Origin of the sequence: Rhodococcus shunpengi (genome assembly GCF_048381395.1) — a bacterium.
GTDB lineage: Bacteria > Actinomycetota > Actinomycetes > Mycobacteriales > Mycobacteriaceae > Rhodococcus.
On the sequence record NZ_JBLWIU010000011.1, the window covers coordinates 75,208 to 90,844 of the forward strand.

At 69.0% G+C, this 15,637-nt stretch carries 20 protein-coding genes; 10 read left to right on the forward strand and 10 right to left on the reverse strand.

The features are described from left to right. Window position 1: 1 nt before the first annotated feature. The gene (locus tag ACNJ7K_RS04600; RefSeq protein ID WP_120283586.1) at window positions 2-1,096 is read right to left on the reverse strand and encodes a UDP-N-acetylmuramate dehydrogenase; all 1,095 of its coding nucleotides are present in this window, start codon (window positions 1,094-1,096) and stop codon (window positions 2-4) included. Window positions 1,097-1,119: 23 nt separating this feature from the next. On the opposite strand from ACNJ7K_RS04600, the gene ACNJ7K_RS04605 reads away from it, so the two are divergent. The 3 genes from ACNJ7K_RS04605 (at window position 1,120) to ACNJ7K_RS04615 (ending at window position 3,019) form a co-directional block, all read left to right on the forward strand. Further along, on the forward strand, window positions 1,120-1,629 hold the full coding sequence (locus tag ACNJ7K_RS04605) for a DUF2505 domain-containing protein (RefSeq protein ID WP_120280079.1): 510 nt from the start codon (window positions 1,120-1,122) through the stop codon (window positions 1,627-1,629). A gap of 76 nt (window positions 1,630-1,705) precedes the next feature. After that, window positions 1,706-2,206: a DUF2505 domain-containing protein gene (locus tag ACNJ7K_RS04610; RefSeq protein ID WP_120280080.1), complete on the forward strand. Its 501-nt coding sequence runs from the start codon at window positions 1,706-1,708 to the stop codon at window positions 2,204-2,206. 3 nt (window positions 2,207-2,209) lie between these two features. Continuing rightward, window positions 2,210-3,019: a class I SAM-dependent methyltransferase gene (locus ACNJ7K_RS04615; protein WP_120280081.1), complete on the forward strand. Its 810-nt coding sequence runs from the start codon at window positions 2,210-2,212 to the stop codon at window positions 3,017-3,019. Window positions 3,020-3,048: 29 nt separating this feature from the next. Here ACNJ7K_RS04615 and ACNJ7K_RS04620 read toward each other — a convergent pair whose 3' ends face one another. Next, window positions 3,049-3,666 carry a type IV toxin-antitoxin system AbiEi family antitoxin domain-containing protein gene (locus ACNJ7K_RS04620; protein WP_060650660.1) on the reverse strand — a complete coding sequence of 206 codons (618 nt, stop codon included), beginning with the start codon at window positions 3,664-3,666 and terminating at the stop codon, window positions 3,049-3,051. Window positions 3,667-3,770: 104 nt separating this feature from the next. On the opposite strand from ACNJ7K_RS04620, the gene ACNJ7K_RS04625 reads away from it, so the two are divergent. Beyond that, window positions 3,771-4,523 carry an LmeA family phospholipid-binding protein gene (locus tag ACNJ7K_RS04625; protein WP_120280082.1) on the forward strand — a complete coding sequence of 251 codons (753 nt, stop codon included), beginning with the start codon at window positions 3,771-3,773 and terminating at the stop codon, window positions 4,521-4,523. Between the two features lie 56 nt (window positions 4,524-4,579). Here the strand turns inward: ACNJ7K_RS04625 and deoC are convergent, their stop codons facing one another. After that, complete coding sequence (gene deoC / locus ACNJ7K_RS04630; RefSeq protein ID WP_019291175.1) at window positions 4,580-5,245, reverse strand: deoxyribose-phosphate aldolase; 666 nt, start codon at window positions 5,243-5,245, stop codon at window positions 4,580-4,582. 194 nt (window positions 5,246-5,439) lie between these two features. Between deoC and ACNJ7K_RS04635 the strand changes: the two genes are divergently transcribed. From ACNJ7K_RS04635 to purU, 3 genes are read left to right on the forward strand one after another with little or no spacing between them, the layout of a single operon-like run. Further along, window positions 5,440-5,973 (forward strand): GNAT family N-acetyltransferase, encoded by a 534-nt coding sequence (locus tag ACNJ7K_RS04635; RefSeq protein ID WP_120280083.1) that lies wholly within the window; start codon window positions 5,440-5,442, stop codon window positions 5,971-5,973. Then, on the forward strand, window positions 5,970-6,842 hold the full coding sequence (locus ACNJ7K_RS04640) for a class I SAM-dependent methyltransferase (protein ID WP_120280084.1): 873 nt from the start codon (window positions 5,970-5,972) through the stop codon (window positions 6,840-6,842). The genes ACNJ7K_RS04635 and ACNJ7K_RS04640 overlap by 4 nt, the downstream gene beginning before the upstream one ends. Before the next feature lie 44 nt (window positions 6,843-6,886). Next, window positions 6,887-7,774 carry a formyltetrahydrofolate deformylase gene (gene purU / locus ACNJ7K_RS04645; protein WP_006552379.1) on the forward strand — a complete coding sequence of 296 codons (888 nt, stop codon included), beginning with the start codon at window positions 6,887-6,889 and terminating at the stop codon, window positions 7,772-7,774. A gap of 82 nt (window positions 7,775-7,856) precedes the next feature. Here the strand turns inward: purU and ACNJ7K_RS04650 are convergent, their stop codons facing one another. The 6 genes from ACNJ7K_RS04650 to ACNJ7K_RS04675 form a co-directional block, all read right to left on the reverse strand. Beyond that, window positions 7,857-8,894 (reverse strand): alpha/beta fold hydrolase, encoded by a 1,038-nt coding sequence (locus ACNJ7K_RS04650; protein WP_487041280.1) that lies wholly within the window; start codon window positions 8,892-8,894, stop codon window positions 7,857-7,859. 40 nt (window positions 8,895-8,934) lie between these two features. Then, on the reverse strand, window positions 8,935-9,858 hold the full coding sequence (locus ACNJ7K_RS04655; protein ID WP_060650655.1) for an AurF N-oxygenase family protein: 924 nt from the start codon (window positions 9,856-9,858) through the stop codon (window positions 8,935-8,937). Window positions 9,859-10,032: 174 nt separating this feature from the next. Then, window positions 10,033-10,323 (reverse strand): DUF2516 family protein, encoded by a 291-nt coding sequence (locus tag ACNJ7K_RS04660; RefSeq protein ID WP_024101750.1) that lies wholly within the window; start codon window positions 10,321-10,323, stop codon window positions 10,033-10,035. A 64-nt stretch (window positions 10,324-10,387) separates the two neighbouring features. Next, complete coding sequence (locus ACNJ7K_RS04665; RefSeq protein ID WP_487041281.1) at window positions 10,388-11,314, reverse strand: heparin-binding hemagglutinin; 927 nt, start codon at window positions 11,312-11,314, stop codon at window positions 10,388-10,390. Next, on the reverse strand, window positions 11,311-11,787 hold the full coding sequence (locus tag ACNJ7K_RS04670) for a helix-turn-helix domain-containing protein (protein WP_059383424.1): 477 nt from the start codon (window positions 11,785-11,787) through the stop codon (window positions 11,311-11,313). Before ACNJ7K_RS04670 ends, ACNJ7K_RS04665 begins: the two co-directional genes overlap by 4 nt. Window positions 11,788-11,848: 61 nt before the next feature. Then, complete coding sequence (locus ACNJ7K_RS04675) at window positions 11,849-13,060, reverse strand: DUF445 domain-containing protein (RefSeq protein ID WP_269072781.1); 1,212 nt, start codon at window positions 13,058-13,060, stop codon at window positions 11,849-11,851. 156 nt (window positions 13,061-13,216) lie between these two features. Here ACNJ7K_RS04675 and ACNJ7K_RS04680 point away from each other — a divergent pair, with 156 nt between their 5' ends. Genes ACNJ7K_RS04680 through ACNJ7K_RS04690 form a run of 3 tightly spaced genes read left to right on the forward strand, consistent with a single transcriptional unit; the run spans window position 13,217 to window position 15,277 of the window. Continuing rightward, a complete protein-coding gene (locus tag ACNJ7K_RS04680; protein WP_120280087.1) occupies window positions 13,217-13,960 on the forward strand; it encodes a TetR/AcrR family transcriptional regulator in 744 nt (247 codons plus the stop codon). Window positions 13,961-14,004: 44 nt separating this feature from the next. After that, entirely contained in the window at window positions 14,005-14,364 is a 360-nt protein-coding gene (locus ACNJ7K_RS04685; RefSeq protein WP_487041282.1) for a DUF4873 domain-containing protein, read from the forward strand. Window positions 14,365-14,419: 55 nt separating this feature from the next. Further along, complete coding sequence (locus ACNJ7K_RS04690; protein WP_120280089.1) at window positions 14,420-15,277, forward strand: polyphosphate kinase 2 family protein; 858 nt, start codon at window positions 14,420-14,422, stop codon at window positions 15,275-15,277. A 100-nt stretch (window positions 15,278-15,377) separates the two neighbouring features. On the opposite strand, the gene ACNJ7K_RS04695 is transcribed toward ACNJ7K_RS04690, so the two are convergent. Then, window positions 15,378-15,599 (reverse strand): hypothetical protein, encoded by a 222-nt coding sequence (locus ACNJ7K_RS04695; protein ID WP_487041283.1) that lies wholly within the window; start codon window positions 15,597-15,599, stop codon window positions 15,378-15,380. Window positions 15,600-15,637 lie beyond the last annotated feature (38 nt).

Genomic DNA, 15,637 nt, shown 5'->3' on the forward strand with positions numbered 1-15,637 from the left:
GTCAGATCACGCAGTTCACGGTGACGGGTTCGGGATGCAGCCGCACCCCGAAGGCGTCCTCGACGCCGTCGCGCACCGTCCGCGCCAGCGCCACGAGATCCGCGGCCGATGCCGCTCCCCTGTTGGTGAGCGCCAGCGTGTGCTTCGTCGACAACCGTGCCGGTGCGTCGGCGGCGGGGAAACCCTTCGCGAAACCGGCCCGCTCGATGAGCCATCCGGCCGACAGCTTGGTGCCACCGTCCGCAGGGAACTGCGGGATGCGCACGTCCTCCCCCACCTTCGCCGCGATGGCCGCGAGCACCTGCGGCAACCGGTCGTCGGGGACGACGGGGTTCGTGAAGAACGATCCGGCGCTCCACGTGTCGTGGTCGTCGGCGTCGAGCACCATGCCTTTGCTGCGGCGGAGCGCGAGCACGTGCTCGCGGACCTGCGCCGCCGGCCGGCGTTCGCCCTCCTCCGCGCCCAGCGCGACCGCGAGCTCCCGGTATGCGAGGGGCGCGGACGAACCGTCGCTCCGCACGTCCAGTTCCACCTCGAGGACGACCGCCGCGTCGGTGTGCTTGAGGATGCTGGTCCGGTAGCCGAGACCGAGTGCCTCGGGGCCGACCCACGAGTCCTGTCCGGTTGCGCGGTCGAGCAGGCGGACGCGGCGCAGGATCGAGCCCACCTCGACGCCGTACGCCCCGACGTTCTGCACCGGCGTCGCTCCCGCGGAGCCCGGGATGCCCGACAGGCATTCGAGTCCGCCGAGGCCGGCCTCCACGGTGGCCGCGACGACGGCGTCCCACCCGGCTCCCGCGTCCACCCGGACGTGGTCGTCGCGGAGGTCGACACCGGTGGTCGCGACACGCACCACGACGCCGTCGAAACCCTCGTCGCCGATGACGAGGTTGGAGCCGCCCGCGAGGAGCAGCAGCGGCACTTCCTGCTCGTCGAGCAGGCGCACGACCTCGATCAACGACGCGGTGGACGTGCATTCGACGAGATACCGGGCAGGGCCGCCGAGCCGGAGGGTCGTGAATTCCGACAGCGACACCTGCTCGGACACCGTGGCTCCCGTTTCGACGAGCCGGGCCCTGGTACGTGGATCAAGCACCAGCAAACGGTAGCGTGCCCCGTATGGGCAGCCCTATCGACCACACTGCGAACTACTCGTCCCCGCCTGCTGCGGTCCACGCGGCGTTCGTCGATCCGCAGTACTGGCAGACCCGGCTGCGTGAGGTCGGGGGCCCGGGCGCGGCGGTCGAACGCGCCGACACCGGCGACGGCACGATCGAACTCGACCTCCACCAGGCCATCCCGGCCGAGCACCTGCCGAGCATGGTCACGAGCCTCCGCCCGGGCGATCTCGTCATCCGGCGTCACGAATCGTGGGGCGCGTTCGCCGACGGTCGCGCCGAGGGCAGGTTCTCGGCCCACGTCGACGGTATGCCCGGCGAGGTCACCGGCGGGATGACACTCATCACCGACGGAGCGGGCTCGTCCGTCGTCATCGAGGGCACCGTCGAGGTGAAGATCCCGTTCCTCGGTTCCAAGATCGAGGGGATGATCGTCGAGCAGCTCGTCGAGCTCTTCGACGCGGAGCGCACCTTCACCGAACAGTGGTTGAACGGGGCTCACTCGGCCTGATCGCACCCCCGCGGGGCTCCCCCGTGGACGGTCGCGATTTCCGGGCAGGCCGCCCGGCGCGGTAACCTGGCCGGTCGTGGCACGGCGTATCGACTACTCCGCCCGCTTCCCTCATCCACCGGAGCGGGTGTACGAGGCTCTCGCCGACCCCGCCCACTGGGAAGCGCGGATGACCGAGATGCGCAAGTACTCGGAGAACCACGTCCGCGAGTTCACGGTCTCCGGATCGGGCATCGCGCTGGTGTTGCACCACGTCCTGCCGCGTTCCGACCTGCCGGAGATCGCCCGCACGGTGATCAAGAAGGACATGGTCATCACGCGCAAGGAGAACTACGGGCCGTTCACCGACGGCGCGACCGGCACCTACCAGGCGTCGATCCCCGGCGGTCCGGGCAGCCTCACGGGCACGATGGAGCTCTTCGCCGACGACCACGGCGCCACGCTCCGCACCACCTCCGAGGCCAAGGTGCACATCCCGTTCGTCGGCGGCAAGCTCGAAGAACTCATCCTCACCAATCTCGTCGACGTGTTCCGCACCGAAGCGGCCATCACCGCCGACTGGCTCGCCGGTCGGTAGCGCGTGCGGAATCGAGGACCCGTCGGTGTCGTCACGCGCGGCACCACCGGCATCAACAGGCTGCGCCGCAGCGACCGCTGGGCGATGCACGACCCCCACATCACGAGGGCGTTGACGCACGCCACCGACCCGCTGGTGGTCGATCTGGGTTACGGCGCCATGCCGGTGACGACCCTCGAACTCGCCGCGCGCCTGCGTCGGGTCCGCAGCGATCTGCGCGTGGTCGGTCTCGAGATCGATCCGGACCGTGTGGTCCCGGGCCGCGACGGTGTCGAGTTCGCCCGGGGCGGCTTCGAGCTCGCGGGCCTGCGCCCGACCCTGGTCCGGGCCTTCAACGTGCTCCGGCAGTATCCGGAGGAGGCGGTCGAACCGGCGTGGGCGCACCTGCGTTCCGGCCTCGCTCCCGGCGGCCTGCTCATCGACGGCACGTGCGACGAGCTGGGCCGGCGCTGCGCCTGGGTGCTCCTCGACGAGCACGGTCCCCGTTCGCTGACCCTGGCGTGGAGCCCGTTCCACGTGGAGAGACCGTCCGACGTCGCCGAACGGCTGCCGAAGGCGCTGATCCACCGGAACGTCCCGGGCGAGCCGATCCACGCGCTGCTCCGCGCGGCCGACCGGGCGTGGGCGACGAGCGCTCCGCACGCGGCGTTCGGGCCGCGGATCCGATGGAAGGCGACGCTCGAGTTGCTGCGGGATCAGGGCTTCCCGGTGTCCCAGCCCCGCCGTCGTCTGCGCGACTGTGTACTGACGGTGCCCTGGGACGCGGTCGCACCCGCCGGTGCACCTGTCGTGTCCGAGCTCGTGGCGGTCTGAGACCGTCCACCCGAGCTCGTCCCGGTCGTTCAGCCCGCGGCGAGGAGTGCCAGCTCGATCCGGTCGGCCACGGCGGCCGGCTGGTTCGCCACCGCGGCGTGCAGCCGGTCGGAGTCGACCCGGCCGAGCGCGATCGCGTCGCCGACGAGTTCGTCGAGCACTTCCTGGGACACGCCACCGGCCGCGAGGTCGACCGCGGTACGGGCGGGTGTGGTGATCCGGAAGGCCCCGACGACCTCGCAGTCCTCCTCCGCCAGCGTCCGGTGATGCAGCGCGAGCCGGTTGCTCGGCACGGTGCGCTGGTCGGGGGTGGACAGGTGCAGGAAGCGCGGCTGCAGGTGGCCCATGCCGTGCAGGTCGGCGGCGCTCTGGTGCGAGACGACCGCCTCCCCCTCGTACCAGGTGCACCACTGGGCGAATTCGTCGAACTTCGTCCGTGGGCTGTCGCTGAGGCGGAACAGTTCGGTCTCGACGCGGATCCACAGTCCCGCCTCGATGCGTTCCGCGAAGTCGTGAGCTGCTATCCCGTGACCGACGGCCTGGCGTGCGGTGAAGAACCCGGCTTGCGTGGCGGCGAGGCGCCGCAGCGAGTCGTCGGCATCGGCCCGCCCGGTTGCGTCGTAACCTGAATCCGTCCACCCTGTCATGGCGCCCAGCGTAGCCGACGAATGTGGTACACCTCACATATTTTCCTCATCCTGTGGCCGTGTGCTCAGTCGATCCTCAGCGTCGTCCGGAAGAATCGGCGACCATGACGCAACGGAAGCGCAACCGCACCGTCACGATCGCCGTCGTTCTCGTCGCGGCGCTGGTCGCAGTCCTGGTGGGCGCGGAGGTCTACGTCCGCAACCGCGCGACGACCTGCCTCGCCCAGTCCTTCGAGAGCGAGCTCGGCACGGGAGTCGACGTCGACCTGAGCTGGAAGCCGGTGCTGCTCCAGCTGCTCGACCGACAGGTTCCCTCGGTCGCCCTCGACAGCGACGACACCGCCTTCGGTCCGGCCCAGCAGATGCAGGTGCACGCCGAGGTCAAGGACGTCGACCTGCGCGACTCCGCCGAGGGTGCCGGCACCATCGGCAGCTCGAGTGCCGACGTCTCGTGGCCCACCTCCGGGATCCTCGCGACCGTGCAGAGCCAGTCGGTCGGTGGCCTCGTCACCGATGTCACGGCCGACGAGAACGCGGGCACCCTGACGTTCACCGTCGGCGGCCAGGGCCTCGCGGAGTTCACTGCGCGACCGGTGGTGAACGGCGGTGTGGTGACGGTCGAGACGACCGACGCGACGATCCTCGGCATCGGGCTCCCGACGGCCCTCGTCGACGGCGTCGTGGAGATCCTGACCTCGGGTCTGCAGCAGTACCCGCTGGGTATGCAGGCCACCGAGGTGAACGTCACCGACAGCGGCATCGACCTCCGCCTCGAGGGGGGCCGCTTCGTGTTGCCGGAGGCCCCGCAGGGACAGCAGCAGCAACAGCAGGAGGGCAGCTGCGGCCTCCTGTCGTAACCGAAGAGAGACCCTCGAGAGCTGTCGTCAGCTCTGCAGCCCCTCGAGAGCTGTCGTCAGCTCTGCAGCCCGTCCAGCACCGCGCGGCTGCCGGACAGTCCGAGGCGCGTCGCTCCGGCCTCGATCATTGCGACCGCGTCCTCGGCGGTGCGGATGCCGCCGCTCGCCTTGATGCCGAGCTTGCCGCCCACCGTCTCCGCCATGAGCGCGACCGCGTGGGTCGTGGCACCACCCGCGGGGTGGAAACCGGTGGAGGTCTTCACGAAGTTCGCACCGGCCTTCTCCGCGGCGCGGCACACCTCGACGATGGCCTCGTCGGAGAGCACGGCGGATTCGATGATGACCTTGAGGACGGGGTCGAAACCGATCGCTTCACGCACGGTGAGGATGTCGGCGAGGACGGCGTTGTAGTCGCCGGCCACCGCTGCGCCCACGTCGATCACCATGTCGATCTCGCGCGCCCCCTCGTCCACGGCGAGTCGCGCCTCGGCGCCCTTGATGAGCGAATGGTGCTTGCCGGAAGGGAAACCGACGACCGTCGCGACCGTGACCCCCTCGGCCCGCAGGGGCAGCATCGACGGCGACACGCACACCGCGTACACGCCGAGTTCGACGGCTTCGTCGACGAGGGCCCGCACGTCCTGCGAGGACGCTTCGGGCTTGAGGAGGGTGTGGTCGATCATCGACGCGACCTGCGCGCGGGTCAACGTGGTTCCGGACATGACTGCAGCTTTCCACACGGCGAGATCCGACGGCCGTGCTCGGCATGCGTCGCCCCGTGCCGGGTAGCCGATTCCCATGGAAATCCTGGTGATCGCGCTTCTCGTTGCAGTCGTGGCCGTCGTGGTGGTCCGGAGGAACAGCAGACGGCGATAAATCGATACCGCAGCGCCGCTTCGGCTACGACAATGATCGCGTGCTGATCCGTCGAGAGCTCCCCGCCGACGTCCGTGCGATCGCCGACGTGCATCGCGCCGCCTTCGCGCCGTTCGCCCCGGAAGGTCGCGAGCCGGTCGAACCCGGCCTGGTCGCGTCGTTGCGGGCGAGTGATGCATGGCTGCCGTCGTTGTCGCTCGTGGCCGAGGACGCCTCGGGCGCGATCGTCGGCCATGTCGTCGCCACCCGGGGTCACGTCGGCACCATCCCTGCCCTGGGCCTCGGTCCGCTCGGTGTCCGTCCCGATTCCCAGCGCTCCGGAGTGGGCGCCGCTCTCATGCACGCCGTGCTCGGTGCGGCGGACGCCCTGGACGAGTCGATCGTGCTCCTGCTCGGACATCCCGACTACTACCCCCGCTTCGGTTTCGTGCCCGCCGCCGAACTCGGGATCTCCCCCGACGTCGAGGAGTGGGCGTCCCACTTCCAGGCACGGGCGCTCACGGCACACGACCCCGAGCTGCGGGGCACCTTCCGGTACGCCGAGCCGTTCTACACCCTCGAGGAGCAGGCATGAACGACGATCCCGGGAACCCCTGGGCCGATTCCGCCGAGACCGCACGCACCTTCGACGCGGCGAGCGGGGATTTCGACGAGCTGACCCCGACGGTGTGGGGACCGGCCGGGCAGGCGCTGGTCTTCCAGCTCGGCGTCGCCCCCGGCGAGGCGGTGCTCGACGCGTGTTGCGGAACGGGATCGTCCGCGCTTCCCGCCGCCGCAGCCGTCGGACCCGAAGGTCTCGTCCACGGCGTCGACGTCGCCGACGAGATGCTCGAACACGGCCGCCTGACCGCGGAACGCCGCGGCCTGAAGAACATCGAATTCGTCTGTGCGGACGCCTCGCAGTGGGAGGCGCCGTCGGACGTACCCGAGGCCGGCTACGACGTGCTGTCGATCTCCTACGGGGTGTTCTTCCTCCCGGACATGGACCGCACCTTCTGGCGTCTGGTCTCGCTCGTGCGGCAGGGCGGACGCGCCGGCGTGACGGTCTGGCGACGCGGCGCGATGGAGGAGTTCTCGTCGATCGTGTTCGACGTCGCGTCGCGCTACTCCCCCGAACTGCGCGAGCGCGGTGCCCTGCGCGACCGCACACCGCTGCACCGGATCGACACGCCGGACACACTCGAGACGTGGCTCGCGGACGCCGGAACCGATTCCGTGGAGGTCCGCACGCTGTCGAATCTCCTTCCGGCGACGGACGAGTTGTGTTGGTCGCTGGTGATGGGCACCGGTCTGCGCGCGGCGCTGACCGGGCTCGACTCCGGGCAGGTGGCGTCGGTGCGGCAGCAGATCGCCGAGGAGGTCACCGCTCGCGGACTGCACACGATCGACGCGACCACCCTCGTCGCCACGGGCACGGTCCGGCGTCCTCCGGTCTCGGGCTGACGACCGGAAGTAGGACGCCGTATGTCACCTGAGACAATCGGGGCATGACGCTCGCCTCATCCGCCGACGATCGACGTTACGTTCTGACCCTGGGCTGCCCGGACACCACCGGGATCGTCGCCCGCATCGCGACCTTCCTCGCGGAGGTCGGTGGTTCGATCGTCGAGGCGGCCTATCACGCCGATCAGGACACCGGTTGGTTCTTCACCCGGCAGGCCGTTCGGGCGTCGTCGATCCCGTTCGGCCTCGACGAGCTGCGCGAGAAGTTCGCGAGTGTCGCCGCCGACATCGGCCCTCAGACCGAATGGACACTCTCCGACACCGGCAAGCGCAAGCGCGTCGTACTGCTCGTCAGCAAGGAAGGGCACTGCCTGCACGACATCCTCGGACGGGTCGCCGCAGGGGAACTCGACGCCGAGATCTGCGCGGTCATCGGCAACCATCGCGATCTCGAACCGGTCGCGCAGCGACACGGCATCACCTTCCATTACGTGTCGTTCCCGAAGGATCCCGCCGAGCGCGGACCGGCCTTCGAGCAGGTCCGCAAGCTCGTCGACGCCCACGACCCGCACGCGGTGGTCCTCGCCCGGTTCATGCAGGTGCTCCCGGAGGAGCTGTGCGAGCACTGGGCCGGCCGCGCGATCAACATCCACCACAGCTTCCTGCCGTCGTTCATCGGCGCACGGCCCTACCACCAGGCCTTCACGCGCGGCGTGAAGCTCATCGGCGCGACCTGCCACTACGTCACCGCCGAACTCGACGCGGGCCCGATCATCGAACAGGACGTCATCCGTGTCAGTCACAGCGACAGCGTGAGCGACATGGTCCGTCAGGGCCGTGACGTCGAGAAGCTGGTCCTCTCCCGCGGTCTGCGCTGGCATCTCGAGGATCGGGTGCTGGTGCACGACAGCAAGACCGTCGTCTTCCGGTAGATCCCCAGCAGTAGACCCCGGACCCGGAACCGGTCCACCCGCGAGCGGATGGACCGGTCTTTCGTGTGTGCGAGTGATCGACTCAGCCGACGGGCACACCGGCTCGTTCGACGAGGTGCGCGAGCTCCTCGTCGAACCGGTCGATCGCTTCGACCGAGCTCATGTGGCCGATGCCGTCGAGCACCACGAGACGTTCGAGGTTGCCCGCACGGTCGAGTTCCTCGGCGAGACGCCGGGCGTGGACGGGCGGGGTGAGACGGTCGGCGGTCCCGACCAGCACCGTCGTCGGCACGGTGAGATTGCGCAGGCCCTCACGGATGTCGAGGGCACTCAGGGCCCTGCCCCAGCCGCCCCGCGTGCGCGGTGGGCAGCCGAGCACGATCTTCTCGCAGAACTGCACCTCCGCGGCGCTCGCGCCGGGCGACAGGGCCACGTAACGCAGGGCCCGCGTCGTCACCGGGGACGCCGCCAGCGGAACCGTCGCACCCATGAGCCGGCTCGCGACGGGCACCGGCACCCGCGGGAAGCGTTGCGGCAGTGGCACGATCGCCGAGTCCGCGACCAGCCGGTCGGTGCCGGTGCTCGCGAGCAGCACGCCCCCGACCGTGCGGTCGACGTTCTCCGGGTACTTCTCGGCCCACGCGATGATGCTCATCCCGCCCATGCTGTGACCGGTGAGCACGGCCTTCGAACCGGGCCGGACCACGGCGTCGAGGACCGTCTGGAGATCGTCGGCGAGCACGTCGGCTCCCAGCGGTCGCGCCCCGGCCTCGCTGTCGCCGTGCCCGCGCTGGTCGTAGACCACCACCCGATAGTTCTCCGCGAACGCGTTGATCTGCGGCGTCCAGTACGCGGCGTTGCACGTCCAGCCGTGGCAGAACACCAGCACGGGAGCGTCCGCGTCGCCGTAGGCGAGCACGTTCAGCCGGGCACCGTCCTCGGCGCGGACGTCGAGGATCTCGGGTTCGAGTTCCGGTTCGCGCAGCAACTTGTGCGGCGCGACGTCCTCGGTACGGACGACCGTCCGACGACGCCGCCGGACGAGCACGGCAGTGGTGGCCGCGGCAGCGAGGACGATCGAACCCGCGACGATCGACGCGGTCGGGGACGGCTTTCTCACGGGTGGGATTCTCCTGTCGGTTCGGTGGAGCAGCGCGGCGTCACAGGACGTGCGCGCGACGCAGAAGCAGAGTGGACGGACCGCCGATCAACCCCACCTCGTCGAGGAACTCGACCGTGCGGCGAGTGCCCTGGCGGAGCTTGTCGTGGTAGTGCCTGTTCTCCCGCGCGGCTTTCTTCGCTTCGGCGATGTCGAGTCCGGCCGCGGCGTAGACCTGGTCGTTCACGAGGCTGGTGACGACGAAGTACGCGCTCACCCCGAGGTGGATCCGGATCCATGCCCGCTCGAGACGACCGAGCCGGGCCGAGCGCCTGCGGGTCTCCTCGCGGGCGTAGCGGATGTGCCGCGATTCCTCCACGACGTGGACGTGGCTCACCGTCCGGGTGATGGGCTGCACCCGCTCGTCGCGCATGAAGTCGCGCTGCATCATGTCGAGGATCTCCTCGGCGAACAGGGTGCCGCCGTAGGCGAGGGCGCCGCGCGCGACGGCCTTGAACAGCCGGCCGGTCTCCCGGATCCAGCGCTTGGGCCGGTACGAGGGAATGCCGTATCGCTGCGCCGACCGCGCGAACATGATCGAGTGCCGGCATTCGTCGGCGATCTCGGTGAGCCCGAACTGCACGTAGGGGGTCGCCGGATCGTGCCGGTAGAGATCGCGGACGAGCATCTGCATGAGGATCATCTCGAACCAGATCCCGGTGCCGGCGATGCTCGCGGCCTCGTGCTTGGTGAGGGTGATGCGCTGGTCCTCCGACATGCGTTCCCACAGGTCGGTGCCGTAGAGACTGCACCATTCCGGGGTCATGCCGTACTTGCCGTCCACGAGCGGCGCGTCCCAGTCGATCTCGAGCCCGGGATCGTAGGAGAGCCGTGCCGACGAATCGAGCAGGCGTTGCGCGGTTTCCTGCCGGTGATCCGTGGAATGTTCACCCGGCAGGCTGTCGTGCTTTCGCAGGAGCGTCATCGCCGACCACCTCGTCTCGGAAATTATCCGTTACCCGAAGTGTCATTATCTGGATCACACTTGTCAAGCGAAAGGGAGGCCCGGCCGCCCTACCACCGAGGACGACGGACCTCCCTGATCACCACCGCGAAGTTCGGGCTCCGCAGTCACCACCGCGGAGATCAGACTTCGCGATCACCACCGCGGACGCTGGACCTCCTCGACCCGCGGACGGACGTCCACGAGGTACACGCACACCGCGACAACCGCGATGATCCCGAGCAGACCCACCGCGCCGAAGACGACGAGGACGAGCAGCGCGGCCACGAGGATGCCGAGCCAGACGGGCTTGGTCAGCTTGTCGACGGCCGGAAACGCCTCGGCGGGCTGGCGCACGACGTGGAACAACGCGAATCCCGCCCCGGCGATGGCGATGATCTGCAGCGCGAGGATGATCAGACCGGCAAGTGAATCGACATTCGTCACCACCCCAGTCTACGAGAATCGGCCCCCGTGCGAGTTCGCACGAGGGCCGATCGATCGCTGCAGGTCAGGAGCCGCTGGCCTTGCGCGGCGCTGCCTTCTTGGCAGGGGCCTTCTTGGCCGGAGCCTTCGCCGGAGTCTTGGCGGCGGCCTTGGCCGGAGCCTTCGCGGCGGGCGTCGCGGCAACCGTCTTGGCCGGCATCTTCGCGGGGGTCTTGGCCGGAGCCTTCTTGGCCGGAGCCTTGGCCGGGGTGACCTCGACCGGCTCGACCGGGGTGGCCACCGACTCGACCTTCTCCGCAGCCTTGTCGGCCGCCGCGCGGACCTCTCCGCGGGCCGACTCGACCCGTCCGGCGGTCTCGGAGCCCGTCTCCTCGGCACGCTCACCGAGCTCGACGACGCGCTCGGCGGCCTTGTCGCCGGCGTCGGACACGGCCTCGCTCACCTCGTCGCTCGTCTCGGAGATGCGGCCGGCTGCGCGACCCGCGAGCTTCGCGGCCTGCTCACCGACCTCGCGGGTCCGGCGGGCCACCGTCCCGAGCGCTTCCTCGGTGAGGTCGGCGGCGTCGCCGAGTACAGCTTCGGCGCGACCGAGGCCGTCCTCGAGGGCCGGCTGGGAACGCAGACGCTCGATGGTCTCCTCACCGCGCTCGGCGAGAGCGGTGTAGAGGTCGGAGGCGACCTTCAGGTACGCCTCGGCGACCTTACGCAGCTCCTCGGCGCTGAAACGCTCGCGCAGGTCCGCGATCTCCTCGGGCAGCTCGGCCGGGAGTTCGGCGAGACGCTCGCGGAGGGACTCGACGGTCTCGGTGAGATCGGCGGGCAGGGTCGCGAAGCGGTCGCGGGCGGTCTCGACCCGCTCGGCCACCTCGTTGCGGTTGGTCTCCGCACGTCGGCGCGCCTGGGCCACGAGGTCGGCGACGGCCTGGACGACGGCGTCGCCGGCACCGACCGCGGCGTAGAGGGAGGTACGGATGCTGGTGGGATCGGTCATGAAGATTTCTCCTCGTCGAAGTCTGTCGGGTGGTCGGGCCGGGCATCGCCGGTGTTCTGCTGGTTCTCCCGGCAGAACGAGTCGTAGATGTCGAGCAGGACCTGCTTCTGCCGCTCGGTGAGAACGGTGTCGACGAGCACCGCATCGCGCACGGCGCTCTCCGCTCGATGCTCGAGGATCCCCGCTCGTACGTAGAGAACCTCGGCCGAGAGCCGCAACCCCTTGGCGATCTGGGCGAGCACTTCCGCGGACGGCTTGCGCAGGCCCCGTTCGATCTGGCTCAGGTACGGGTTGCTGACACCGGCCAGTTGCGACAACTGCCGGAGCGAAACCTGTGCGGCCTCGCGCTGCGACCGGATGAAGGCGCCGATGTCCTGGGCGGCGTTGTTGACCACCCGGGCGGCGATATCCCCCGGTCCGGCGCTGTCGTCCGGCGTGTCCGAGCCCTCGATCGGATCTGGTTCCGTGGACACACCGACCACTCTACGGACAAGTGCTAGCTACAGCAAGCACTCTGCTAGCACGTGACCGTCGTCACGCGAACAGCAACTCCGACACCGCGTAGATCGTCAACCCGGCGAGCGAACCGACCACCGTGCCGTTGATGCGGATGAACTGCAGGTCGCGCCCCACGGCGAGCTCGATCTTGCGGCTGGCCTCCTCGGCGTCCCAGCGCTCGACGGTCTCGCGGATGACGGAGGTGATCTCGTCGGCGTAGTTGGACGCGACGAAGCGCACCGCGTCGAGCAGCCAGCCGTCGATCTTGGTGCGCAACTCGGCGTCCTCACGCACCCGGATGCCGAACGCCATGACGTTCTCCGCGATCTTCGTACGCAGGGTGCTGTTCGGGTCGTCCACCGAGTCGAGGATCATCCGCTTGGCCGTCCGCCAGGTCGCCGCGGCAAGGCCGGTGATCTCGTCGCGGCCCATGATCTCGGCCTTGACCTTCTCCGCCTTGGCAATGGTCACGGGATCGTTCTGCAGGTCGCGGGCATAGTCGGCGAGGAACTTGTTGACCGCGAGGCGCACCTCGTGGTCGGGATTCGACCGCACCTTCCACGTGAACTCCACGAGTTCGCGGTGGATCTTCTCGCCGAGCAGCAGGTCGACGAACTTCGGCGACCACGACGGCGAGTCGCGGCTGATCACGCGGTCGATGGTCTCCTGGCTCCCGAGCGCCCACTGGTGCGCGCGTTCGGCGAGCATGTCGACGAGCGGCAGGTGGCGGTTCTCGGCGAGGAGTTCGGTGAGGACACGCCCGATGGGCGGTCCCCATTCCGGTTCGGCGATCCGCTTGACGATGGTGTGGTCGATGATCTGCTGGATGTCGTCCTCCCGCAGGATTCCGACCACACCGCGCAGGACTGTCGACGTCTCCTTGGCCACACGCTGGGCGTTCTCGGGTTCGGCGAGCCAGGTACCGACCCGCAACGGGATCTGCGCCGACTCGACCTTGGCCGACACCACCTCGGGTGCGAGGAAGTTGTTGCCGACGAACGAGCTCAGGTTGGCGCCGAGCTGGTCCTTCTTCCGCTTGATGATCGCCGTGTGCGGGATCGGTATCCGCAGTGGGTGCCGGAACAGGGCGGTCACGGCGAACCAGTCGGCGAGCGCGCCGACCATGCCGGCCTCGGAGGCCGCGCGCACGTAACCCACCCATGCACCGGCGCCGCGGGTTTCCTGCCAGCGGCAGAAGAGATAGATGATCGCGGCGGCGACGAGGAAGCCGGTCGCGACCGCCTTCATACGGCGGAGTTCTCGGCGTTTGATCTCGTCGTCGGTCGTCAGGAGCTGCACCCGATCGATTGTGCCGAAAGTCGGCACTCGGCGGACGGATCGCCCTCGAGTTCTGAAGGACGGGGGGCCGGATCGTAGACTGAGCCGACGATCGAAACCGAACGGATGTGCCACACAGTGTCCAGCAGACCGCAGACGACTTCGAACCCGACCTCGAGCGAGGCCGCCCCGCCCGTGAAGCAGGACGGCCGCAAACGGCGCTGGCACGAGCACAAGATCGCCCGCCGGGAAGAGCTCGTGGACGGCACCATCAACGCGATCCGCTCCCGCGGCCACGAGATCGGTATGGACGAGATCGCCGCCGAGATCGGCGTGTCGAAGACGGTGCTCTACCGCTACTTCACCGACAAGAGCGACCTGACGACCGCGACGATGCTGCGGTACGTCGAGACGGTCCTCGCTCCCCGGATCTACGCGGCGGTCGCGGAGGATCTCGACGAGTACGAGCTCACCCGGGAGGCGATCACCGCCTACGTCGAGACCGTCGCCGACGATCCCGAGGTCTATCTGTACGTGATGAGCAACAGCGCGTCGGCGGGACGCGACGTGGTGGCCGACTCGGAGCGGATGATCGCCGAGCTCGTCGCCACCGTCCTCGGGGAACGGCTGCGGTTGCTCGAGATGGATTCGGGCGGTGCCGTGCCGTGGGCGTACGGGATCGTCGGCGGCATCCAGCTCGCGACGCACTGGTGGATCTCGAACAAGTCGATGACCACCGAGGACCTCATCGACTACCTGACGATGATGATCTGGGGCGGCATGACCGGCATCGCCGCAGTCGCCGGATCCCCGGTGCGCTTCAAGTCGCAGCCGCATCCGCTCCTGCCCGAGTCGTCGGCCACCTCCTGACCGACACCTTTACTGTTACTCGAAGTTGCACGTATAGTGCGGGCATGAGCGACCACGCCGACGACCTGCACGACGAGGACGACCCCGGCTACCGCGGTCCCGCCGAGGTCACCGTGGGCGACCGCACGGTCGCCGTCGACGTCGAGATCTCCGGCCGGTTCGACCCTCTGCTCGGCCGGCACGTGTGGCGCGGCCGGCTCCGCAGGCTCGCCGAGGCCCTCGGCACCGACGCCTCGCCCACTCCCGGCACCACCGTGACGATCACGGTGCCCGACGCCCCCGAGGCCGCGACTGCCCGCATCTCGGAGGTCGACCTGTGGGGCAGCCACATGGTCGACGGCGTCTCGCGTCCGCCCTACCCTCTGCCGACCGAGCCCGAGACCGAGGGTGTCGATCCCGCCTGATCGCCACTGCGTGTGGCACACGCCCGATCACGACTGCGTGTGACACGCTGGCGGGATGACGAAGGACGACGTCTTCCGGCCCGCATCGATCGTCGAAGCCCTCCGGGCGACGCCCGAGACCCGCGTCGCCGACATCGACACGAACGGCACTCCGGGATTCGACGGCGACAAGGCGCTCGGCGAACGCCTGCTCGCCGAACGTGGTGCCGTGCTCTCCGACCTGCAGGAGATGCTGTTCGCCGAGGGGCGGACCGGCGGCACCCGCTCGGTGTTGCTGATTCTGCAGGGCATGGACACCGCCGGGAAGGGCGGCATGGTGCGTCACGTCGTCGGCCACGTCGACCCGCAGGGCGTCGACCACAGGGCCTTCGGGGTGCCTACGGAGGAGGAGAAGCGGCACCACTTCCTGTGGCGGATCGCGAAGGCCCTCCCTCGTAACGGCCAGCTCGGTGTCTTCGACCGGTCGCACTACGAGGATGTGCTGGTCGCGCGGGTGAGATCACTGGTGCCGGAGAGTGTCTGGCGCGGACGCTACGACGAGATCAACCGGTTCGAGAGCGAAGTCGTCCGCGAGGGCACGACCATCGTGAAGGTCGCGATGTTCGTCTCGTTGGACGAGCAGAAGAAGCGCCTCGCCGAGCGCCTCGAGCGCCGCGACAAGCACTGGAAGTACGACCCGAGCGATGTCTCGGAGCGCGCCCTGTGGCCGCAGTACCAGCAGGCCTATCAGGACATGCTCGATCGGACCAGCACCGACGACGCGCCCTGGTACGTCGTACCGTGCGACCGCAAGTGGTACGGCCGCCTCGCGGTGACGGAACTGCTCATCGACGCGTTCGAACGCCTCGACCTCGATTGGCCGGAGCCGACTTTCGACATCGAAACGGAGAAGCGCCGACTCGCAGAGTCGTGATGTCACCGACTCGCAGAGTCGTGATGTCACCGACTCGCAGAGTCGTGATGTCACCGACTCGCAGAGTCGTGATGTCACCGACTCGCGTCGGATACCACCCTCAGAACAGGTGCGGGGTGTCGTAGTGCCGTCTGTGGTCTCGACGCACGGTTCCGGCGACCATGCCGAATGCCGCTCCGAGCGCGACGACTGCCGCGACTGCCGCGACCATCGCCCAGCCCGTGAATCCGTACCCTATGGCGACGATCGTCAGCGCGATCATCAGGACCGAGGTGAGTGCGAGCGCATAGGCGCTCCAGGCTACGAACAGATTGAGTTTCACGACCGGCCTCCTCGGACGAGGTGTGTCCCTCTCGATGC

What these genes read in the sequence shown, in the direction of transcription:
- ACNJ7K_RS04685 (WP_487041282.1), top strand. Translation starts at nt 14,005, where the DNA reads ATGAGCGACCACGCCGACGACCTGCACGACGAGGACGACCCCGGCTAC.
- ACNJ7K_RS04680 (WP_120280087.1), top strand. Translation starts at nt 13,217, where the DNA reads ATGTGCCACACAGTGTCCAGCAGACCGCAGACGACTTCGAACCCGACC.
- ACNJ7K_RS04675 (WP_269072781.1), bottom strand. Translation starts at nt 13,060, where the DNA reads ATGAAGGCGGTCGCGACCGGCTTCCTCGTCGCCGCCGCGATCATCTAT.
- ACNJ7K_RS04665 (WP_487041281.1), bottom strand. Translation starts at nt 11,314, where the DNA reads ATGACCGATCCCACCAGCATCCGTACCTCCCTCTACGCCGCGGTCGGT.
- ACNJ7K_RS04640 (WP_120280084.1), top strand. Translation starts at nt 5,970, where the DNA reads ATGAACGACGATCCCGGGAACCCCTGGGCCGATTCCGCCGAGACCGCA.
- ACNJ7K_RS04605 (WP_120280079.1), top strand. Translation starts at nt 1,120, where the DNA reads ATGGGCAGCCCTATCGACCACACTGCGAACTACTCGTCCCCGCCTGCT.
- ACNJ7K_RS04620 (WP_060650660.1), bottom strand. Translation starts at nt 3,666, where the DNA reads ATGACAGGGTGGACGGATTCAGGTTACGACGCAACCGGGCGGGCCGAT.
- deoC (WP_019291175.1), bottom strand. Translation starts at nt 5,245, where the DNA reads ATGTCCGGAACCACGTTGACCCGCGCGCAGGTCGCGTCGATGATCGAC.
- ACNJ7K_RS04690 (WP_120280089.1), top strand. Translation starts at nt 14,420, where the DNA reads ATGACGAAGGACGACGTCTTCCGGCCCGCATCGATCGTCGAAGCCCTC.
- ACNJ7K_RS04655 (WP_060650655.1), bottom strand. Translation starts at nt 9,858, where the DNA reads ATGACGCTCCTGCGAAAGCACGACAGCCTGCCGGGTGAACATTCCACG.
- purU (WP_006552379.1), top strand. Translation starts at nt 6,887, where the DNA reads ATGACGCTCGCCTCATCCGCCGACGATCGACGTTACGTTCTGACCCTG.
- ACNJ7K_RS04625 (WP_120280082.1), top strand. Translation starts at nt 3,771, where the DNA reads ATGACGCAACGGAAGCGCAACCGCACCGTCACGATCGCCGTCGTTCTC.